Origin of the sequence: Vogesella oryzagri, assembly GCF_040148885.1 — a bacterium.
In the GTDB taxonomy this organism is placed as follows: Bacteria; Pseudomonadota; Gammaproteobacteria; order Burkholderiales; family Chromobacteriaceae; genus Vogesella; species Vogesella oryzagri.
This window is the reverse complement of sequence record NZ_JBEFLD010000004.1, coordinates 167,004-186,128: the sequence shown is the minus strand read 5'-3', so window position 1 is coordinate 186,128 and position 19,125 is coordinate 167,004. Positions and strand designations below refer to the sequence as shown.

Annotated in this window: 17 protein-coding genes; 5 read left to right on the top strand and 12 right to left on the bottom strand. The window is 64.2% G+C overall.

The features are described from left to right. Positions 1 to 35: 35 nt before the first annotated feature. Positions 36 to 1,292: a methyl-accepting chemotaxis protein gene (locus ABNW52_RS08585; RefSeq protein ID WP_349586406.1), complete on the top strand. Its 1,257-nt coding sequence runs from the start codon at positions 36 to 38 to the stop codon at positions 1,290 to 1,292. A 78-nt stretch (positions 1,293 to 1,370) separates the two neighbouring features. On the opposite strand, the gene ABNW52_RS08580 is transcribed toward ABNW52_RS08585, so the two are convergent. The 3 genes from ABNW52_RS08580 to ABNW52_RS08570 are packed head-to-tail and all read right to left on the bottom strand — an operon-like array spanning position 1,371 to position 4,881. Beyond that, a complete protein-coding gene (locus ABNW52_RS08580) occupies positions 1,371 to 2,963 on the bottom strand; it encodes a GMC family oxidoreductase (RefSeq protein ID WP_349586403.1) in 1,593 nt (530 codons plus the stop codon). After that, the gene (locus ABNW52_RS08575; RefSeq protein WP_349586401.1) at positions 2,960 to 3,457 is read right to left on the bottom strand and encodes a hypothetical protein; all 498 of its coding nucleotides are present in this window, start codon (positions 3,455 to 3,457) and stop codon (positions 2,960 to 2,962) included. Before ABNW52_RS08575 ends, ABNW52_RS08580 begins: the two co-directional genes overlap by 4 nt. Then, positions 3,454 to 4,881, bottom strand: a complete 1,428-nt coding sequence (locus ABNW52_RS08570; RefSeq protein ID WP_349586398.1) for a coniferyl aldehyde dehydrogenase — start codon at positions 4,879 to 4,881, stop codon at positions 3,454 to 3,456. The genes ABNW52_RS08575 and ABNW52_RS08570 overlap by 4 nt, the downstream gene beginning before the upstream one ends. 83 nt (positions 4,882 to 4,964) lie before the next feature. Here ABNW52_RS08570 and ABNW52_RS08565 point away from each other — a divergent pair, with 83 nt between their 5' ends. Both ABNW52_RS08565 and ABNW52_RS08560 read left to right on the top strand, forming a co-directional pair. Further along, the gene (locus ABNW52_RS08565) at positions 4,965 to 6,149 is read left to right on the top strand and encodes a vWA domain-containing protein (protein ID WP_349586395.1); all 1,185 of its coding nucleotides are present in this window, start codon (positions 4,965 to 4,967) and stop codon (positions 6,147 to 6,149) included. 54 nt (positions 6,150 to 6,203) lie between these two features. After that, a complete protein-coding gene (locus ABNW52_RS08560; RefSeq protein WP_349586393.1) occupies positions 6,204 to 6,416 on the top strand; it encodes a hypothetical protein in 213 nt (70 codons plus the stop codon). Here the strand turns inward: ABNW52_RS08560 and ABNW52_RS08555 are convergent. The 4 genes from ABNW52_RS08555 to ABNW52_RS08540 form a co-directional block, all read right to left on the bottom strand. Then, positions 6,403 to 6,741: a hypothetical protein gene (locus ABNW52_RS08555; protein ID WP_349586390.1), complete on the bottom strand. Its 339-nt coding sequence runs from the start codon at positions 6,739 to 6,741 to the stop codon at positions 6,403 to 6,405. The two genes, ABNW52_RS08560 and ABNW52_RS08555, sit on opposite strands and share 14 nt — an antisense overlap. Positions 6,742 to 6,875: 134 nt before the next feature. Continuing rightward, positions 6,876 to 8,207: a DEAD/DEAH box helicase gene (locus ABNW52_RS08550; RefSeq protein WP_349586388.1), complete on the bottom strand. Its 1,332-nt coding sequence runs from the start codon at positions 8,205 to 8,207 to the stop codon at positions 6,876 to 6,878. 300 nt (positions 8,208 to 8,507) lie between these two features. Continuing rightward, on the bottom strand, positions 8,508 to 9,284 hold the full coding sequence (locus tag ABNW52_RS08545; RefSeq protein ID WP_349586385.1) for a hydroxypyruvate isomerase family protein: 777 nt from the start codon (positions 9,282 to 9,284) through the stop codon (positions 8,508 to 8,510). Then, the gene (locus ABNW52_RS08540) at positions 9,278 to 10,255 is read right to left on the bottom strand and encodes an NAD(P)-dependent oxidoreductase (protein WP_386107443.1); all 978 of its coding nucleotides are present in this window, start codon (positions 10,253 to 10,255) and stop codon (positions 9,278 to 9,280) included. Before ABNW52_RS08540 ends, ABNW52_RS08545 begins: the two co-directional genes overlap by 7 nt. 205 nt (positions 10,256 to 10,460) lie before the next feature. On the opposite strand from ABNW52_RS08540, the gene ABNW52_RS08535 reads away from it, so the two are divergent. Continuing rightward, positions 10,461 to 11,318, top strand: coding sequence for a hypothetical protein (locus tag ABNW52_RS08535; protein ID WP_349586381.1), 858 nt, complete (start codon positions 10,461 to 10,463; stop codon positions 11,316 to 11,318). On the opposite strand, the gene ABNW52_RS08530 is transcribed toward ABNW52_RS08535, so the two are convergent. Then, the gene (locus tag ABNW52_RS08530) at positions 11,302 to 12,096 is read right to left on the bottom strand and encodes a response regulator (protein WP_349586378.1); all 795 of its coding nucleotides are present in this window, start codon (positions 12,094 to 12,096) and stop codon (positions 11,302 to 11,304) included. The two genes, ABNW52_RS08535 and ABNW52_RS08530, sit on opposite strands and share 17 nt — an antisense overlap. 117 nt (positions 12,097 to 12,213) lie before the next feature. Beyond that, positions 12,214 to 13,098 carry a transcriptional regulator GcvA gene (gene gcvA / locus ABNW52_RS08525; RefSeq protein ID WP_349586375.1) on the bottom strand — a complete coding sequence of 295 codons (885 nt, stop codon included), beginning with the start codon at positions 13,096 to 13,098 and terminating at the stop codon, positions 12,214 to 12,216. Between the two features lie 177 nt (positions 13,099 to 13,275). Between gcvA and acnB the strand changes: the two genes are divergently transcribed. Continuing rightward, the gene (gene acnB / locus ABNW52_RS08520) at positions 13,276 to 15,867 is read left to right on the top strand and encodes a bifunctional aconitate hydratase 2/2-methylisocitrate dehydratase (protein WP_349586373.1); all 2,592 of its coding nucleotides are present in this window, start codon (positions 13,276 to 13,278) and stop codon (positions 15,865 to 15,867) included. Between the two features lie 78 nt (positions 15,868 to 15,945). On the opposite strand, the gene ABNW52_RS08515 is transcribed toward acnB, so the two are convergent. The 3 genes from ABNW52_RS08515 to thiL are packed head-to-tail and all read right to left on the bottom strand — an operon-like array spanning position 15,946 to position 19,118. Further along, a complete protein-coding gene (locus ABNW52_RS08515; protein ID WP_349586370.1) occupies positions 15,946 to 17,643 on the bottom strand; it encodes a sensor domain-containing diguanylate cyclase in 1,698 nt (565 codons plus the stop codon). A gap of 58 nt (positions 17,644 to 17,701) precedes the next feature. Then, a complete protein-coding gene (locus ABNW52_RS08510) occupies positions 17,702 to 18,190 on the bottom strand; it encodes a phosphatidylglycerophosphatase A family protein (RefSeq protein ID WP_349586367.1) in 489 nt (162 codons plus the stop codon). Beyond that, complete coding sequence (gene thiL, locus ABNW52_RS08505; protein WP_349586365.1) at positions 18,174 to 19,118, bottom strand: thiamine-phosphate kinase; 945 nt, start codon at positions 19,116 to 19,118, stop codon at positions 18,174 to 18,176. Before thiL ends, ABNW52_RS08510 begins: the two co-directional genes overlap by 17 nt. Between the last annotated feature and the right edge of the window lie 7 nt (positions 19,119 to 19,125).

Below are 19,125 nucleotides of genomic sequence, written 5' to 3'. Positions count from 1 at the left end.
TATGCCGCACAACAAGAAAATCGGGGAACCTCCGGATGAAGTCCATCACTTTTCATTTTATTGCACCCGCCCTACCTGCACTGCTACTGCCCTTTGCCGGTCTGTTGCTGCCCGCCTCCAGCGGCCTGCAGCTGGCCATTGCCTTGCTGAGCTGCGCGCTGATTCTGCTGCTGCTGGGCTGGCGCGCACAGCGTCACTTCATCCGCCCCCTGCAGGGCATCAACCGTCACCTGGAAGACCTGGCCACCGATCCGATCAACTTGGCACGGCCGTTGCCGGAAAAAGAATACCGGCACTGGGAAGACAGCGCCGGCCACATCAACGGCGTGTTTCAACGCATCGACGACTCCTTCGGTGAGGTGATCGCCAGCGCCGCGCGGCTGATGCCGATGGCGCAGGAGCTTACCGACACCTATAGCGCCATCCTGCAGAAAAACATGCTGCAGGCCTCGCATGGCGAAGTACTGATCCAGGGCATCGCCAGCATGATCGCCCAGGCGGAACAGCTGCGCGGCCAACTGCAGGCGATTACCGCGGCCGCTGCCAACGCCGAGCAGGACATGGGCGTCAGCCGTGAGGCAACGCTGACCGTGATCGACGGCGTCACCGAAGTGGCGCGCATGCTGGAACAATCGGAGCGCGATGTGCAGGCGCTGTCGGCCGCCTCCGATCGCATTGGCAGCATCCTGGACGTGATCCGTGACATCGCCGACCAGACCAATCTGCTGGCGCTGAATGCTGCCATCGAAGCGGCCCGCGCCGGCGAGGCCGGTCGTGGCTTTGCCGTGGTTGCGGACGAGGTGCGCAAGCTGGCGCACCGCACCCAGGAGGCCACCACCCAGGTGCGCGACATCATGGGCGAAGTGCAGCATGGCACCCGCACCGTGGTGAAAACCATGGCCGCCTCGCAGCGGCGCGCCGACGACACCGCCACCCATGCCGGCAGCTCGCGCGCCAAGCTGGACCAGGTGACCGCGGCCATTTCCGACATCAACACCGCCGCCAACGGCATCGGCGACGCCGTTGCCGCCCAGGCCGAGGCGGTGAACGCATCCAAGAGCTCCTGCGATATCCTGGTACAACTGAACCAGGATGCACTGAGCACCAGCCGCATCCACGCGGTATCGCCGGAAGACCTGCGCAAGCTCAGCGAGCGCCTGAAAAACGCCCTGACCCACTTTGAACTGGGCCACTTCCAATGGAACGACCAGCGCCGTAACCGCGCCCGCACCAGCGAACTGGCGCTGGGCGCCGGCGATGCCGCGGCCAGTGGCGATATCGAGCTGTTCTAAGCCGGCGCTCAGCCACCCAAAACATGCGGCCAACCTTTACCCAAGGTTGGCCGCATGTCGTTGTACAGCGCACCCCCGTCAGGCCATGCGCTGCCGCAGCGCCTGCGCCGCACGCAAGGCAAAGCCGTACACCGACAGCTGCGGGTTGGCGCCGATGCTGGTAGGAAACAGCGAGCCGTCGATCACGGTCAGGTTCTGCAGCTGCCAGTGACGGCCGTAGCCATCCACCACGCCGTGCCGCTGGTCCGCGGCCATCGCCGCGCCACCCATCACATGCGCGCTGACCACCCGGGTGCGCAGAATCTGCATCGGCAGCGCGGCAATCATCTGCCGCGCTTGGCGCCAGCTGCGGGCCAGCCCGGCATCCTCGTGCACCGGCAACACCGCACGCGCACCGGCGGCAAACTGCAGCTCCGCCATACTCAGCAGGGCGCGCCGCGCCGCCTCCCACTCCACCGCGCCCAGCGGGTAATCCAGCACAGGCGAGCCATCGCCACGCAGCCGCACCTGCCCGCCCACGCTTTGCGGGTGAAAGCCGTCGCGCAACAGCGCCAGGGTGACATTGAGATGCGGCATCCGCTGCATCAGCCGCTGATGAGCCGCGCCGTTGCCGGGCAAGGTGGCGGCCATGATCAGCGGGTGGATCGGCGGCACTTCCAGCTTGTAGCCCAGCGGGCCGTCGATGGCACCGTTGTGCAGAAAGTGATCGCTGTACACCGACTGTGGCGCGCCATAATAGCCCTCGATGCGCTCGGCAAAGATCGCGCCGGACAACAGCACCGGATGCAGAAACGTGCGCCGACCCAGCTGACGATACGGGTCCGGCGCGCGGCTGCGCAGCAGGATAGCAGGCGTGCCGATGGCGCCGGCCGACAGCACCACCTGCCGTGCCGTTACCGTCACCAGCCGTCCGCTGCGACGCACGCCATCGGCCAGTAGGGCATCGGCCAACACGCCGTCGACGCGCTCACCGGTCAATTGCAACTGGCGTACCCGCACCCGGGTCAGCAGCTGCGCACCGGCCGCCAGCGCCGCCGGAATGGTGCTGACCAGCATCGACTGCTTGGCATTGGTGGCGCAGCCGGTGCCGCAGTAGCCCAGGTTCCAGCAGCCACGTACATTGCGCTGCATGCGGCCATGGCTCAACCCCAGCGCCTCGCAACCGCGTGCCAACACCGCGTTGTTGGCATTGGGATCGGTCTGCCACGGCACGATGCCCAGCCGCGCTTCGGCCCGCTCGAACCACGGCTGCATGGCGGCCGCGCTCAGCTCGCCCAGGCCGTGCGCCTGGCGCCACCAGTCCAGCGTGGCTGCCGGCGTGCGAAAGCTGCTGGTCCAGTTCACCGTGCTGCTGCCACCCACGCAGCGCCCTTGCAGGATGGTGATGCCCTTGTCGGCGGTTTGGCGGTTGGCGGATTCCTGATACAACTGCGGGTAAGCCTGCGCCTCGTCCAGGCGGAAGTCGCTGGAGCTGTGCAATGCACCCTCTTCCAGCAGCACCACGCGCAGCCCGGCCTTTGCCAGCAGCTCGGCGGCCATGCCGCCACCGGCACCGCTGCCAACGATGGCGACATCACACTCCAGCTGCAGGTCGCGTTCCAGCTGGCTGGCATCGGTCACCCGCCAGCCGGCGGCGAGTCCGGTCTGCCACGGGTCCGGCAATCGGCTCATAGCAAACCTTTCATCGTTGGCGGCAAGCGGTAATCGATGCCTGGCCAGCTGGCGGCATCGCCATACCAGGCGGCGTACAGCAGGCTGTGCAAGGCCTGGTAGCCACTGCGCAGCAGGCTGAGCCGGCTGTGGCGCCAGCGCTGCAGAAAGGCGCGCACATCCTCGTCACTGGCGTCTTGCCACGGCGCCGCCACCCCCGCCAGCAGACGGCGCGCCAGTGGCTGCTGCAGCAGGTCGAACAACTGGCGCAGCTCGGTCTGCAACGCCAGCGGCAGGCTATCGATCGCCGCCAGCACATTGCCCGTCACCTGCAGCGGCCCGCTGGCGGGTAACGGCCCCAGCATGCCGCGCGCCAGCACGGTGATCAGTTGCCGGTCGGCCACGTTGGCCGCAAAGCCCGGCGCCGCCGGTGGCAGCGCCAGTCGCCCGGCCACCGCCAGAGTCAGGCCGCCCAGCAGCCCGGTATGCAGCAACTGCCGCCGCGACAGCCTCATTTGATCCGCCCCAGCATCAGGCGTAGCAAGCCCTGCACCACCTTGCCATATGGCGGCCGGGTCAGCGCCGTACCGGCCAGCCGCGATTGCCGGAACACCGGCAGCAGCTTGCTGAATGTCACAAAACCCTCGTAGCCGTGGTAATGGCCCATGCCGGAGCCACCGACGCCACCAAACGGCAGCTGATCCTGCACCACATGCAGCAGGGTGTCGTTGATGCAGACACCACCGGCCAGCGTGGCGTCCAGTACATGGGCAATGCGGCTACGGTCGTTGTCGAACAGGTACAGCGCCAGTGGCCGCGGATGCCGCTGGATATGCGCCAGCGCTTCGTCCAGCTGCTGGTAGCTAATGATGGGCAGCAGCGGGCCAAAGATCTCTTCGCGCATCACCGCGGCGTCTGCCGGCGCCTGTTCGATCAGCGTCAGCGGCAGCTTGCAGGCCGCCAACAGGCTGGTGTCGTCCTCATCGCACAGCGCCTCTACCCGCGCGCCGCGCAGCCGGGCATCGTCCCGCCAGGCCAGCAAGCGCTCGAGGTGCTGGCGGTTGATGATGGCGGTGTAATCCGGATTGTCGGCCAGCCGCGGGTAGGCATGGCGCGCGGCGCGACGCACGGCGGCGACAAAGGCATCGCGGTCGGCGGCATGCAGCAGCACGTAATCCGGCGCCACGCAGGTCTGCCCGGCGTTGAGCAGCTTGCCGGCCACCACGCTGCGCGCCGCCCGCGCCACGTCGACGCCCGGCGCGATCAGCAGCGGGCATTTGCCGCCTAGCTCCAGCGTCACCGGCGTCAGGTTGGCCGCAGCCGCCTGCATCACCATGCGGCCAACCCGGGTGGAGCCGGTAAACAGCAGGTGGTCAAACGGCAGGTTGCCGAACGCCGCCGCGACATCCAGCCCGCCGTTGACCACCCGCACCACATCACGCCCCAGGTAGCGCTCGCACAACCGTGCCAGCAGTTCGCCGCTGTGCGGCGACAGCTCCGACATCTTCAGCATGGCGCGATTGCCCGCCGCCAGTGCACTGGTCAACGGCCCCAGCGCCAGAAACACCGGGTAGTTCCACGGCACGATGATGCCGGCCACGCCCAGCGGCTGCGGCTGCACCTCGGCCCGCGCCGGCCAGAACCACGGCGACACGCCACGGCGCCGTGGCCGCATCCAGTCTTTCAGTTTGCGCCGCGCCAGGCTGATGCCCTCCAGCGCCGGAAACAGTTCGGCCAGTCGTGTTTCCACCGCGCTGCGACAGCCGAAATCGGCGTTGAGCGCGGCAATCCACTCGGCCTGGTGCTCGGTAACGATGCACTGCAGCCCGGCCAGCCAGCGCTGGCGCGTGGCATAATCCGGCCGCGCCCGGGCCGCGTGCTGTTGCAGTTCGGCAAGGCTTGCGCGCAGACTGTCGGCGATGGGGCTGCCTGCTTTCATGTGCTATGCTCCGGCGTTATCAAACACTTGTTTAGAGTTGAGACTCTAGGCTGGTTTTCTGCGTTTGTCACCGGTTTTTTATCATGCTGCTCGACTTCTTCCTCGCCTTGCGCCAGGCCGGCCTGCCGGTCTCGCTCAAGGAACACCTCACCCTGCTGCAGGCACTGCGCCAGCAACTGGCCTTTGGCAGTGTGGATGAGTTCTACCAGCTGGCACGCACCGTGCTGATCAAGGACGAAAAATACTTCGACCGCTTTGACCAGGTATTCGCCCACTACGCCCACGGCATCGAAATGGCGCTGGACGATCTGCAGACCGCCATTCCGGAAGAGTGGCTGAGAAAGCAGGTGGAGAAATACCTGAGCGAGGAAGAAAAGCAGCAACTCCAGGGCATGGGCTTGGACAAGCTGATGGACACCTTGCGCCAGCGGCTGGAAGAACAGAAGGAGCGTCACCAGGGCGGCAACAAGTGGATAGGCACCGGCGGCACCAGCCCGTTCGGCGCCTACGGCTACAACCCGGAGGGCGTGCGCATCGGCCAGCACGAGTCGCGCCACCGCCGCGCGGTAAAAGTGTGGGACCAGCGCGAATTCCGCAATTTCGACGATTCGGTCGAGCTGGGCACCCGCAACATCAAGGTGGCGTTACGCCGCCTGCGCGAATTTGCCCGCGCCGGCGCCGCCGAAACGCTGGATCTGCCAGCCACCATTGCCGCCACAGCAAAAAATGGCGGCCTGCTGGATGTGCAGCTGGCGCCAGAGCTGCACAACACGGTGAAGCTACTGGTGCTGTTCGATGTCGGCGGCTCGATGGATGACCATATCCGCGCCTGCGAGGAGCTGTTCTCTGCGGTAAAGACCGAGTTCAAGCATCTGGAGTACTACTACTTTCACAACTGCGTGTACGAAGGCCTGTGGCAGGACAACGCCCGCCGCTTTACCCAGAAAACCCCCACCTGGGACGTGATCCACACCTTCGGCCAGGACTACAAGCTGATCTTTGTCGGTGACGCCAGCATGAGCCCGTACGAAATCGTGCTCAAGGGTGGCAGCGTGGAGCACATGAACGCCGAGCCGGGCGAAGTGTGGTTGCGCCGGCTGCTGGCGCAATTCCGCCATGCGGTGTGGCTGAATCCGCTGCCGGAACAGTTGTGGCAGTACACGCAATCGGTACAGGTGGTGCGCGAACTGATGGGCGAGCGCATGTTTCCGCTCACCGTGGCCGGCCTCGCCGACGCCATGCGGGCGCTGAAGCGCGGCGCGGCCTGACCCAGCCATGCCAAAAACATAAATTGGCCTTTTATTCAGACCCGCAAAGCCGACATGCGCCTCATCCTGCCTGATTCCTGCTTCAAATTCTTGCGACTATTGCTGGCTGCCTTTATTGCAGGCGCGCTATTGCGCCACAGCGGCCTGAGCAACAACGCCTCGCTCAATGTGGCAACGATTACGCTGTACCTGCTGGCGTTTCTGCAGTTGGCCGCGATATTGCACAAGCTGGATCAGTGCTACCTGCGCCACCTCAACCGCCGCTAGCATCCCCGCCTTGCGCCTTCTCGATACGGCGCGCAAACACCTTCATCTCCTTGGCCGCCTGGATATCACCCTTGCCCTCGGCAATGGTGATGCCATCGCGATACGCCGCCAGCGCGGCATCGGCCTCGCCGGCATTCAGCAGTGCCTTGCCCAGCAGCCTCCACGCGGCGGAAAAATCGTGCTGTTTCTCCAGTGCCAAGTGCGCATAGTTGGCCGCCTGCACCCAATCTTCCAACTTGGCGTACTCGTTGGCGATGCCAAAGCGCAGCATGGCGCCATCGCGCGGGCCATCCAGCAGTTTCAACAGGTTATCCAGCATGTTCATCGCGTGTGCCCCAGTCTTGATCTGGCCAAAGCTTGCGCCCGCCGGTAGCGGCTGGCAACCCTGCGGCCAACGTGGTAGTTGGCCGCAGGCAATAAAAAACCCCGCCGTGGCGGGGTTTTTCTGCTGAGTAGCGCTTACTCGGCGCGTGGTGCGCGACGCTCGCCACCGTGACCGCCCTGACGCGGGCCGCTGCTGCCACGACGATCGCCGTAGCCGCCGCTCTTGCCAGCGTAGCCGCTGCCCGGCTTGCGATCACCGTAACCACCGCGACGCTGACCGTCACGGGCGCCAGCACCGGCACCTTGCGGACGACGGCCTTTCGGCGGACGACGGGTCGGCTCCATGCCCTGGATCACGGCTTCGGCCAGCTGACGCTTCAGGTATTGTTCGATACGACGCACGCGGTGGAATTCGCGCGATTCGGCGATGGTAATTGCCACGCCGCTGCGGCCGGCACGGCCGGTACGACCGATACGGTGCACGTAGTCTTCCGCCTGCTTCGGCAGATCGTAGTTCACCACCAGGCCAATGCCCGGTACGTCGATACCACGCGCAGCCACGTCGGTAGCCACCAGAATCTTGATGCGACCGCGACGCAGGTCGTTCAAGGTACGGTTACGCCAGCTTTGCGGCATGTCGCCATGCAGGCAGGCTGCGGAGTAACCCATGTCGCACAGCTTGTCGGCGATTTCTTCGGAACCGATCTTGGTGGCGGTGAACACTACGGCCTGATCGAAATTGGATTCTTTCAGGATCGCGTCCAGCAGACGGTTCTTGTGGTTGTTGTCATCGGCGTACAGCAGATGCTCTTCAATGTTGCCGCTTTCTTCCTTGCGCTCAATTTCGATACGCTGCGGGTCGCGGGTCATGCGCTCGGCCATCTTGCCAACGATACCGTCCAGGGTAGCGGAGAACAGCAGGGTCTGACGCTCGGCCGGGGTGGCGGCAACGATGGTTTCGATATCTTCAATGAAGCCCATGTCCAGCATGCGGTCGGCTTCGTCCAGCACCAGCATTTCCAGGCGCGAGAAGTCGATACGGCCGGAGCGCATGTGGTCCATCAGGCGGCCCGGAGTGGCCACGATGATGTCTACCGGGCGCGACAGGGCGCGGGTCTGGAAGCCGAAGGAGGCGCCGCCTACCAGGGTAACGGTGCGCAGGAAGCGCATGCCTTCACCGTAAACCAGAGCGTTCTTTTCTACCTGTTGTGCCAGTTCGCGGGTCGGGGTCAGCACCAGTACGCGCGGGCCATTGCCGGAACCTTTGGAGCGCTCGCTGACACGGGTCAGTGCCGGCAGCAGGAAGGCTGCGGTCTTGCCGCTACCAGTCTGCGCAGAAACCAGCAGATCGCGGCCAGCGATGGCGGCCGGGATGGCTTCGGCCTGTACCGGCGTCGGGGTGTCGTAACCGGCGGTTTCGATGGCCTTGGCAACAATGGTCGGCAATCCGAGATCGGAGAAATGCATGTCTATCCTTTCAGTCCAGCCGGATAGGCTGGGTGTAAGCCCGCTTGAGGGGTAACAGGTCATCGAACCAACCTGACAAGCGGCAAACAGCGGTCCTGAAAGAGGACATGGCGGCAACAGGCCAAAAGGCGTCAGAGGCGATGAAATATCAGAGGCCGGCGGCGCGGGTTGAATCCGTCGGCTAATTTCGAAGAGGGCGCACTATAACGAAAATATTTTTTTATTGCAAGACATTTTCATGACAAGCCGCGACAAGCCCCTGATTTTTCAGCGCCGGTCAAGATTGTATGCAAAAAAACATCAAGCAAGTTCCGACAACCAGTGCAGGGTGTCCTGCGTGCGCGCAGTGGGGCGATATTCCGCCGCGCACCAGCCGGTGTAGCCCAGCTCGCCCAACAAAGCAAAGTATTGTGCCAACGGCAGCGCACCGCTGCCCGGCTCCCCCCTGCCCGGGGCATCGGCAAACTGGATATGGGCGATGGCCGGCAGATAACGGCGCAACAGCGCCGGAATATCCTGCTGCATGCGCGCCATGTGATACAGGTCTACTTGCATGCCAACGTCACAACAATTGCCATCCGCCAGCAGTGCCGCCAATTCATCGGCGGTACGCAGCAGTAAACCCGGCATATCCAGATCGTTGATCGGCTCGCACAGCACGCGAATGCCAAACGGGCGGAAGTAGTCCGCCGCACGCGCCAGGTTGGCCGCCAGCACCACCAGCGCTTGCGCGCGCGACACGCCAGCCGGCAGCCGACCCGGCAAGACATTGACCATGCGTGCACCCAGCGCCTGCGCATAGGCCAGCGCCACAGGCAAGGCGGCGGCAAACTCAGCCACCCGCGCCGGATGGCCGGCCAGCCCCGCCCCGCCCTGCATCAAATCACCGGCGGGCACGTTGATGAGAATGACCTGCACCCCAGCCGCCTGTGCCGCTGTTGCCAGCACGTCTGCCGGATAATCATAAGGAAACTGGATTTCCACCGCCGGAAAGCCCGCCGCTGCCGCGGCGGCAAAACGCTGCGGCAGCGGCAACTCGGCAAACAGCAGGCTCAGGTTGGCCGCAAACTTCAGCATGCCCCCGCTCCGTCATATAGCTCGATCACGCTGGCAAGGTCACGCTGCGCATTGCCTGCCTGCCCGGCGTGCTGCTGCATCAGTTGCTGCGCCAGCGTCGCAATCGGCAGTGTGCTGCCACTCTCCTGCCCCAGTGCCAGCGCATTGCCCAGGTCTTTCAGCAGCGTGGCCACCCGCCATTGCACCGGCTCGAAACAGTGCGCCGCCATGCGTGGCGCCAGAATCTGGAATGGCAGCGAATCAGCAAAGCCGCCGGCCAGCGCCGGCGCCAGCTGGCCCGCATCCACGCCAGCCGCGGTGGCAAGACGCACGGTTTCGGCGATCAGCATGGCGTTGCTGGCGACAATCAGCTGGTTGCACACCTTGGTCACTTGCCCGGCCCCTACCGGCCCCATGCGGGTGACACGCTGCCCCAGCTGCGCCAGCAGTGGGCGCAAGGCATCGATATCCGCCACCTCGCCGCCGGCCATGATCACCAGCTGGCCGCTCTCCGCACCACGCACGCCGCCCGACACCGGCGCATCCACCCAGCGCATGCCAGTCTGCGCCAGTAGCCTGGCCGCCATGTCGCGGGTCGCCGCCGGCGCGATGCTGGAGAAATCCACCAGCAGCTGGCCGCCACGGGCATGGCGGGCGATGCCGTCAGCGGCAAACAGTAGCTGCTGCACCGCATCGGTATCCGACACGCACAGCATCACCACGTCACAACTGACCACCAGCTCGGCAACGCTCTGCACCAGCACTGCGCCCTGCCGGCACAAGCCATCGGCCTTGCCCGGGCTGCGGTTCCACACCGTCAGCGCTACCCCCGCCTGCAACAGCCGCTGGCACATGGGCACCCCCATCAGCCCCAGACCGATGAATCCGATACGCACGTCTCCTCCGCTGCGGCCAACCCTGCCGCCATGTCGATGAACCGCGATGATGCCAGCGCCAAATGGCGCAGCGCAAAAAAAGCGGGCCGGCCACATGGCCAGCCCGTCAAGGTATTGCAACAAGGGAAGGACTGATAACGGCACGGTGGTACCGCTGATCACTCCACGAAGAGATAGCAAAATCTCGACGTGCCGGCAGATTACCCGCAACACCATGACATTTCAATGACACGCCGGCGCAAGCCTGCCGTCGCTTTGCGCTACAATCGCGCCCTTTTGAATGATGCAGGACAGTAGTCGCATGGATTTTCACAGCTCCCGTTACCAGGCAAGCCGCCCCTGGGCCAAGCGCATCGCCCAGGTTTTCCAGCAGGCCGCCAGCGCGTCGCAGGCCTGCACCGAAGCCGCCAGCATCGTGCAGCGCGAGCTGGAACAGGCTGCCAGCCTGTATCCCCTGAACGATACCCAGCGTGAGACCGAGTTCGTGCTAGCCGAGGCTTACGGACAGTTCATTCGTGACGGCCGCCGCATTTACGTACTGGCGCCCGCATTGCAGGCCGCGCTGGCACACACCCGCGCTCCCGCCGCCCTGCCGTCGCAGCCGGCCCTGCCGGACGGCACCTTCATGCTGCAACTGGCACACGGCGGCCAACATGGCGCCGCCTTCGTTACCCATGATGCCACCGCCAAGCGGCTGGACATGCTGTTGCTACAGCCGGACTTCGCCCCGGCGGACAAGCCGTGGTTTGCCCGCATGGAAGCGGCCCTGACGCTGGGGGTGAATTATCCGGATTCGGTGCAGGTGCCGGACACCCCGGCACTGGCGGGCTGGCGGCCGTGGCTGCAAGCCGCGTTCGGCACCCTGGCACTACTGACCCAGCCGCGCCTGCAGCTGCACAGCGACTGGCTGCAGCCCTTGCCTGCCGCCGCATGCACGCTGCTGGCCAATGGCGGCCAGAAGGAGCGGCAAAAGCTGCGCGCAGAACAACTGAAATGTGGCAATCAGGAAGTACTGCTGGCCAGCATGCCCGGCTTGCCGGCAAGTTGGCCGCAAACGGTGCGCGCCGGCTACTGGCGCAGCCAGGCCGGCAAGACCACCGCGGCAGAAAAACTGGTGTGGGTGGCGCCGCGCGCCGAGACCACTACAGAAACTGTGTAACCAGCTGGCGCAGGGTGTCGATCTCGAACGGCTTGTCGCAAATAGCCGACACCCCCGCCTCCTCCACTGCCGCCAGGCGGGCAAAGTCTTGCTCGCCGGAAATCATCAACACCGGGCTGGCCATATTCACCGGATGGCTGCGAATGTATTCGATCAGCGCCTTGCCATCCATTTCCGGCATGTTGTAGTCGGTAAGAATCAGATCGAAGCGCTGCGCATCCAGCAGCGGCACCGCCTCGGCACCGTTGCCGGCCTCGCTGATGTGTTCGAAACCCATGCGCTCCAACACCGAGCGCAGGTAGTGGCGCGAGGTCACGCTGTCGTCCACCAGCAGCACTTGACGCGCATCCAGATCGAAGCCTTCCAGACTGGAACGCAGTTCTTCCGCGTTCAGGTAGTCCAGCGCCGAGCACAGGCCGCGATCCAGCTGGACCAGCGTGAACGGCTTGGGCAGGATGGCCATGGCGCCGGCCTGGCGAATGGCATCCAGCTGTTGCGGCCGCGTTTCGCTGGAGATCAGCACAAAGGGCATCTCGCGCAGATCTTCGTCGGCGCGCATGCTTACCACCAGATCGGCGCCGGTCATATCCGGCAGGTACATTGCACTCACCACGATGTCCGGACGCGGCACCGCGCGCATACAGGCCAGTGCGGCGGCACCATCGGTACAGATCGTCACTCTTTCGATACCCAACTGCTGCAGGTAGCCTTGGATGATGGTGCCCTGCGGGCGCGACGGTTCGACCAGGCAAACGGTCAGATGGTGCAGATCAAACATTGTGTCTCTGTCCTGTAGCTATCTACCCGTCAGCATACCGACAAAGCCGACGCCGGCTAATGCCAACACCGCATAAAAGCACATTTATTAAAAAGCCAATGCTTAACAGTGCGGCTTTTACACCACCGCCGCCTGCTGTTCCAGCCACTGGCAAAAGGCGTGGATCGCACCATCGTCCAGCGCCGCGCGCGGCGCGATCCAGCAGTAATCGCGCACAGGCACCACCGGTGCGGCCAACGGTGCCACCAGCTGGCCGCCATCCAGCGCCTGCTGCGCCATTGGCAACGGCCCCAACACCACCCCCAACCCATCGATCGCCGCTTGCAGCGCCAGCGAAAAGCGGTCGAAATGCAGACTACTGGCCGGCTTCAGATCCGGCACCCCGGCCAGGGTGAACCAGCGCTGCCAGGCGGTCGGACGGGTATCGGCATACAGCAGCGTGTGTCGCGCCAGATCGGCAGCAGTCTGCAGCGGGTTGGCCGCCTGCAGCGCCGGGCTGCACAGCGGCAGCTCCCACTCTTTCATGAACGGCTTGGCAATATGTCCAGGCCAGTCGCCCGGGCCACGGCGAATGGCGATATCGAACGGCGCCTCTAGCCGGCTGATGTCGCGATCGGAGGTCACCAGGTGCAGATCAATGTCCGGATACTGCGCCCGGAAGCTGGCCAGCCGCGGCAGCAGCCAGAACATGGCCAGCGTGGGCGTGGAGTTGATCGACAGCCGGCGCTGGCGGTCCGGCTGCAGCAGCTGCGAGGTGGCGTTGGCAATCAGATCCAGCCCATCCTGAATCTGCACCAGATAGCGCCAGCCGGTCTCGGTCAGCTTGACGCGCCCGCTGGCACGCTCGAACAGCGGCACATCCAGCCATTCTTCCAGCTGCTTGATCTGCTTGCTCACAGCACCATGGGTAACGTGCAACTCGTTGGCCGCCGCAGAAAAGCTTTCCAGCCTTGCTGCCGCCTCGAAAATACGCAATGCATTGAGAGGGGGGTAAGTGCTCATGATGTGATTTTAACTCACAGCCAGTGTTTCGATTACTCGTTTGTGCTCACCTGTGCTTGCGCGTAATCTTCCTGTAGTCACCACCGGGTAGAACCATAGCGTCCCCGGGTGGCTGTCGCAGACACCCCGCTGCCGACAGACTTGTTGCAAACAACCCAAGCACAAAGGTCCCGAGCCATGCTACAAGCTTACCGCCAACACGTTGCAGAGCGCGCTGCACTAGGCATTCCGCCGCTGCCGCTGAACGCCAAACAGGTTGAAGAACTGGTTGAACTCCTGAAGAACCCGCCGGCCGGCGAAGAGGAGACCCTGGTTGAGCTGATTACCCACCGTGTTCCGCCGGGCGTGGACGATGCCGCCAAGGTAAAAGCCTCCTTCCTGGCCGCCGTTGCCGAAGGCAGCGTGAAGTCGCCGCTGATCTCCCGTGCCAAGGCCACCGAACTGCTCGGCACCATGCTGGGCGGCTACAACGTCAAGCCGCTGATCGACCTGCTGGCCGATACCGAAGTCGGCGCCGTCGCAGCCGAAGGCCTGAAGAAAACCCTGCTGGTATTCGACTTCTTCCACGACGTGCAAGTACTTGCCGAAGGCGGTAATGCCAATGCCAAGGCCGTGCTGCAAAGCTGGGCCGACGCCGAATGGTTCACCAGCCGTCCGGAAGTGGCGCAGAAAATCACCGTCACCGTATTCAAGGTGCCGGGCGAAACCAACACCGACGACCTGTCGCCGGCACCGGATGCCTGGTCCCGCCCGGACATCCCGCTGCACTACCTGGCGATGCTGAAGAACACCCGCCCGGACGCGGCCTTCACGCCGGAAGAAGACGGCAAGCGCGGCCCGATGCAATTCATCGAAGATCTGAAGCAAAAAGGCAACCTGGTTGCCTACGTCGGCGACGTGGTCGGCACCGGTTCCTCGCGTAAGTCCGCCACCAACTCGGTGGTATGGGCCACCGGCCAGGACATCCCATTCGTGCCGAACAAGCGCTTTGGCGGCGTAACCCTGGGCGGCAAGATCGCGCCGATCTTCTTCAACACCCAGGAAGACTCCGGCTCGCTGCCGATCGAAGTGGACGTTTCCAAGCTGGAAATGGGCGATGTGATCGACATCTACCCGTACGACGGCAAGATCGAAAAAGACAGCCAACTGGTTGAGAAATTCAGCCTCAAATCCGACGTGCTGCTGGACGAAGTCCGCGCCGGTGGCCGTATCAACCTGATCATCGGCCGTGGCCTGACCGCCAAGGCACGCGAAGCGCTGGGTCTGCCGGCCTCCACCGAATTCCGCCTGCCGAAAGATCCGGTAGACAGCGGCAAGGGCTTCTCGCTGGCACAGAAAATGGTTGGCCGCGCCTGTGGCCTGCCGGAAGGCAAGGGCGTGCGCCCGGGCACTTACTGTGAACCGCGCATGACCACCGTTGGCTCGCAGGACACCACCGGCCCGATGACCCGCGACGAACTGAAAGACCTGGCCTGCCTCGGCTTCTCCGCCGATCTGGTGATGCAGTCCTTCTGCCACACCGCCGCCTACCCGAAACCGGTAGACGTGAAGATGCACAAAGAGCTGCCAGCCTTCATCAGCAACCGTGGCGGTGTGGCACTGCGCCCGGGCGACGGCGTGATCCACAGCTGGCTGAACCGCCTGCTGCTGCCGGATACAGTCGGCACCGGTGGCGACTCGCACACCCGCTTCCCGATCGGCATCTCCTTCCCGGCCGGCTCCGGCCTGGTAGCGTTTGCCGCCGCCACCGGCGTAATGCCGCTGGACATGCCGGAATCGGTACTGGTGCGCTTCAAGGGTGAACTGCAGCCGGGCGTGACCCTGCGCGATCTGGTTAACGCCATCCCGCTGTACGCCATCAAGCAGGGCCTGCTGACCGTGGCCAAGGCCGGCAAGAAGAACATCTTCTCCGGTCGCGTGCTGGAAATCGAAGGCCTGCCGAATCTGAAAGTGGAACAGGCATTCGAGCTGTCCGATGCCTCCGCCGAGCGCTCCGCCGCCGGCTGCACCGTGCACCTGAACAAGGCACCGATCGCCGAATACATGCGCTCCAACATCACTCTGATGAAGACCATGATCGCCGACGGTTACGCCGATGCCCGCACGCTGGAACGCCGCATCAAGAAGATGGAAGAGTGGATCGCCAATGGCGAACTGCTACAGGCCGATGCCGATGCCGAGTACGCCGCGGTGATCGAAATCGATCTGGCCGACGTGAAAGAGCCGATCGTGGCCTGCCCGAACGACCCGGACGATGTGAAGTTCATGTCCGAAGTGGCCGGCACCAAGATCGACGAAGTATTCATCGGCTCCTGCATGACCAACATCGGCCACTTCCGTGCCGCTTCCAAACTGCTGGAAGGCAAGCGCGACCTGCCGGTAAAACTGTGGCTGGCCCCGCCGACCAAGATGGATGCACAGCAGCTGACCGACGAAGGTCACTACGGCGTATTCGGCATGGCTGGTGCGCGCACCGAAATGCCGGGCTGCTCGCTGTGCATGGGCAACCAGGCACAGGTACGCGAAGGTGCCACCGTGATGTCCACCTCGACCCGTAACTTCCCGAACCGTCTGGGCAAGAACACCAACGTGTTCCTGGGCTCCGCCGAACTGGCCGCCATCTGCTCCAAGCTGGGCAAGATTCCGACCGTGGAAGAGTACAAGGCCAACATCGGCATCATCAACGAGAAGGGGGCCGAGGTTTACAAGTACCTGAACTTCGACCAGATCAAGGACTACCAGGACATCGCCGACACCGTAAAGGTGTAAGCGCCCCGGCTCCAACGACAAACGCCGCAGTGATCTGCGGCGTTTTTTTATGCCCTGCGGCCAAGCTGTCAAACACTGCTAACTGCGCCGTGCCGCCGGCCTTTTCTCCTGGTACATGCGGCCATCGGCAAAGCGTAGCAAGGCACCGGCGTCGCCCCCATCCTGCGGGTAGCTGGCCACACCGATACTGGCGGACACCCGATAATGATGACGGCCGTCACGCACCGGGCGTTCGATCTGCGCCAACACCTCCTGCTGCAGGCGCAGCAGATTGCGCCCCGGCGCCAGACCGGGCAACAGCAGCACGAATTCGTCGCCCCCAACCCTGGCCACGGTATCCGAGCTGCGCAGCATTCGCTGCAAACGGTCGGCAATCGCCATCAGCACCTTGTCGCCGGCATCGTGACCATGATGGTCGTTAACCTGCTTGAAGTGATCCAGATCGATAAACAGCAGGCTGAACGACTGCTGCAGGCGCTCACAGCGCCGGATTTCCTGCGTCAGCCGGTCGAACAGCAGCACGCGGTTGACACAGCCGGTCAGGCCGTCGTGCGATGCCTGGTACAGGATCAGCTGCTGCGACTCCTTGGCCTCGGTCACATCCATCAACACGCCGAACAGCAATGGGCCATCATCCCGCTCCACCAATTGCGCTCGCAGTGATAGCCAGCTGACGCGGTCCTCCTGCTGCCGCAGCCGCACCTCCTGCTGCAGTTCGCCACTTTCGTACAAGCAGCTGGCAAAGGCCTTGCGCCAACGCTGGCGGTCTTCCACCACCATGCGCCGCTCCACCTCGCTCAGCGGCAAGTGCTGCCGCGGCAACTCCAGCAGCGCACAAGCCTCGGCTGACAGCGTCACCCAGCCGCTGCGCGGCGAATAACTCCAATGCCCCAGCCGCGCCACCTGCCCGGCCAGCCGCAGCCAGTCCAGCTGTTCTTCCAGAATGCGATAGGACAGCGACAGCTCGTCTGCGGCCAACTTGCGCTCCAGCACCGCCCCGGTCCAGCGCGCCAGATGGCGCACAAACTGCGCATCTGCCTCGGTAAACGGGGCGTGCGGCGGCACGGCACAGAACGCCAGCGTGCCGTAGCACTGCCCGTCCACTTCCAGCGGCACACCGATGTAGCTGCGAATACCGGTTTGCTGATAGCAACCACTGTGCGCCAGGGTGCTCTCCAGCACGTCGTGCAACGCCAACAGGCCCTCGCTGCGCAAAGTCTGCTCGCAGTAAGCCAGCTCCAGCGGCAGGGTCATGCCATGGTTGAGCAATTGCGGCGCGCTATGGGCAACCACCTCAAGTTGCGCGCCATTGCGGCGCAGCACCAGCCCCATCTCCATGCCCAGCGCCTCGGCCGCCTGTGCCAATGCCTGATCCAGCCGCCGTACGCGGTTTTTTTCCGCCAGACTGGAAAGCGCCGACAGTACCGACAGATACTGCTCGCGCTGGCGCCGCTCACGCTCCTGCTGCAGTACCGGCGCCAGATCCAGCACCCGGCACAGTTGCAGACCACCCACTGCCGGCTGCAACTGCACCCCCAGCGTCAGCTCACCCACGTGCAACTGCGCCAGATCGAGTGGAGCACACCAGTCCCGCAACAGCGGACCAGACAGCAACGCCGGCAACGGTTGCCCCGCCGACAACGTCTCGCCCAAAAGCAAACTGGCCGGCGGGTTGCGATGGCGAACGACACCATGCGCATCCAGCACCAGCCAGCATTGCTCCGTCTGTTCCAGGCTTGCGATCAAGCCATCGTCCACATGAAACTGCATAGCCATAGCCGCTCGAATTTTTGCCACATGCTACGCAGACAAAAGCGGCAGAACAATGCCTATTTCATAAAAACGCCAGCAGTTTCAATACAACTGTGGCAAAGATGCCCGCCACGATGTCATCCAGCATGACACCAAAACCGCCATGCACCTTTGCATCCAGCCAGCGGATGGGCCACGGCTTGATAATGTCGAAACCGCGGAAGGCAACGAAGGCGGCCAACCATGCCAGCGGTGTCGCCGGCACAAACGCCAGCACCAGCAGCATGGCGACGATTTCATCCCACACGATATGACCACTGTCCGCCACCCCCAGCGCGCGGCCGGTGACCTCGCACACGTACACGCCAAGCACAAACAGCGGCAGCGACAGCAGCGCAAGCCAGATGCCACCCAGACCCAGCTGCAGCAGCCCCCAGGCCAGCGGCAATGCCGCCAGTGTGCCCCAGGTCCCTGGCGCCGGCGTAATCAGCCCGCTACCGAAACCCAACGCCAGAAAATGCGCCGGGCTGGCCAGCAGAAAGTGTCGATCCGGCTTAGACAAAGTGGTCATAACCCAGCCTTTCCAGCTGCACGGCACTGCCGTCGCCTGCCAGCAGGCGCAGACCCGGCACCATGCTGATGCGGCCAACCTTGCAGACCATGACGCCAGCGGCAGCGGCAGCTGCCTCCACGGCGGCTGCGCGCTCCGGCGCCGCGGTAAAGCACAGCTCGTAATCGTCACCACCGGCGGCGATGCAGGGCAACAGCTGCGCGCGCAATGGCTGCAGCGCCGGATGGGCGGGCAATGCATCCAGCCACACCTCGGCTCCGCAGTGCGAGCGCGCCAGGATATGACTCAAGTCAGCGGCAAACCCATCGGACACATCCAGCGCGGCATGGGCAATACCCAGCAACAGCTTGCCCAGTGACACCCGCGGCTGCGGCCGCTCCAGTTGCCGCAGGCAGTCCGCCGGCAGCGTGACACCCGGCAACTTGCCCAGCCGCTGCTGCAGCGCAGCGGCGGCCAACCCCAGCTGGCCGGACACCCATATATCATCACCGGCACGTGCGCCATCGCGGCGCAGCGCCTGCCCTTGCGGGGTTTCACCCATGATGGTGACCGACAGTGTCAACGGGCCGCGAGTGGTGTCGCCCCCCACCACGCCGACACCGTGCGCGGCGGCCAGCGTGAAAAAGCCGCGCGCGAAGGCCGCCACCCAGGTCTCGTCCAGCTGCGGCAAGGCCAGCGCCAGTAAGGCCCAGCGTGGCGTGGCGCCCATGGCTGCCATATCGGACAGATTCACCGCCAGAGCCTTGTGGCCCAGCGCCTCCGGATCGACGTCGGCAAAAAAATGGCGGCCGGACACCAGCATGTCGGCAGAAACATGTAGATCATGGCCGGCTGTCGGCCGCAGGATGGCCGCATCATCCCCCACCCCCAGCACCGCACCCGGCGTGCCATGGGTGAAATAGCGGCGAATCAGATCGAACTCGTTCATCACTACC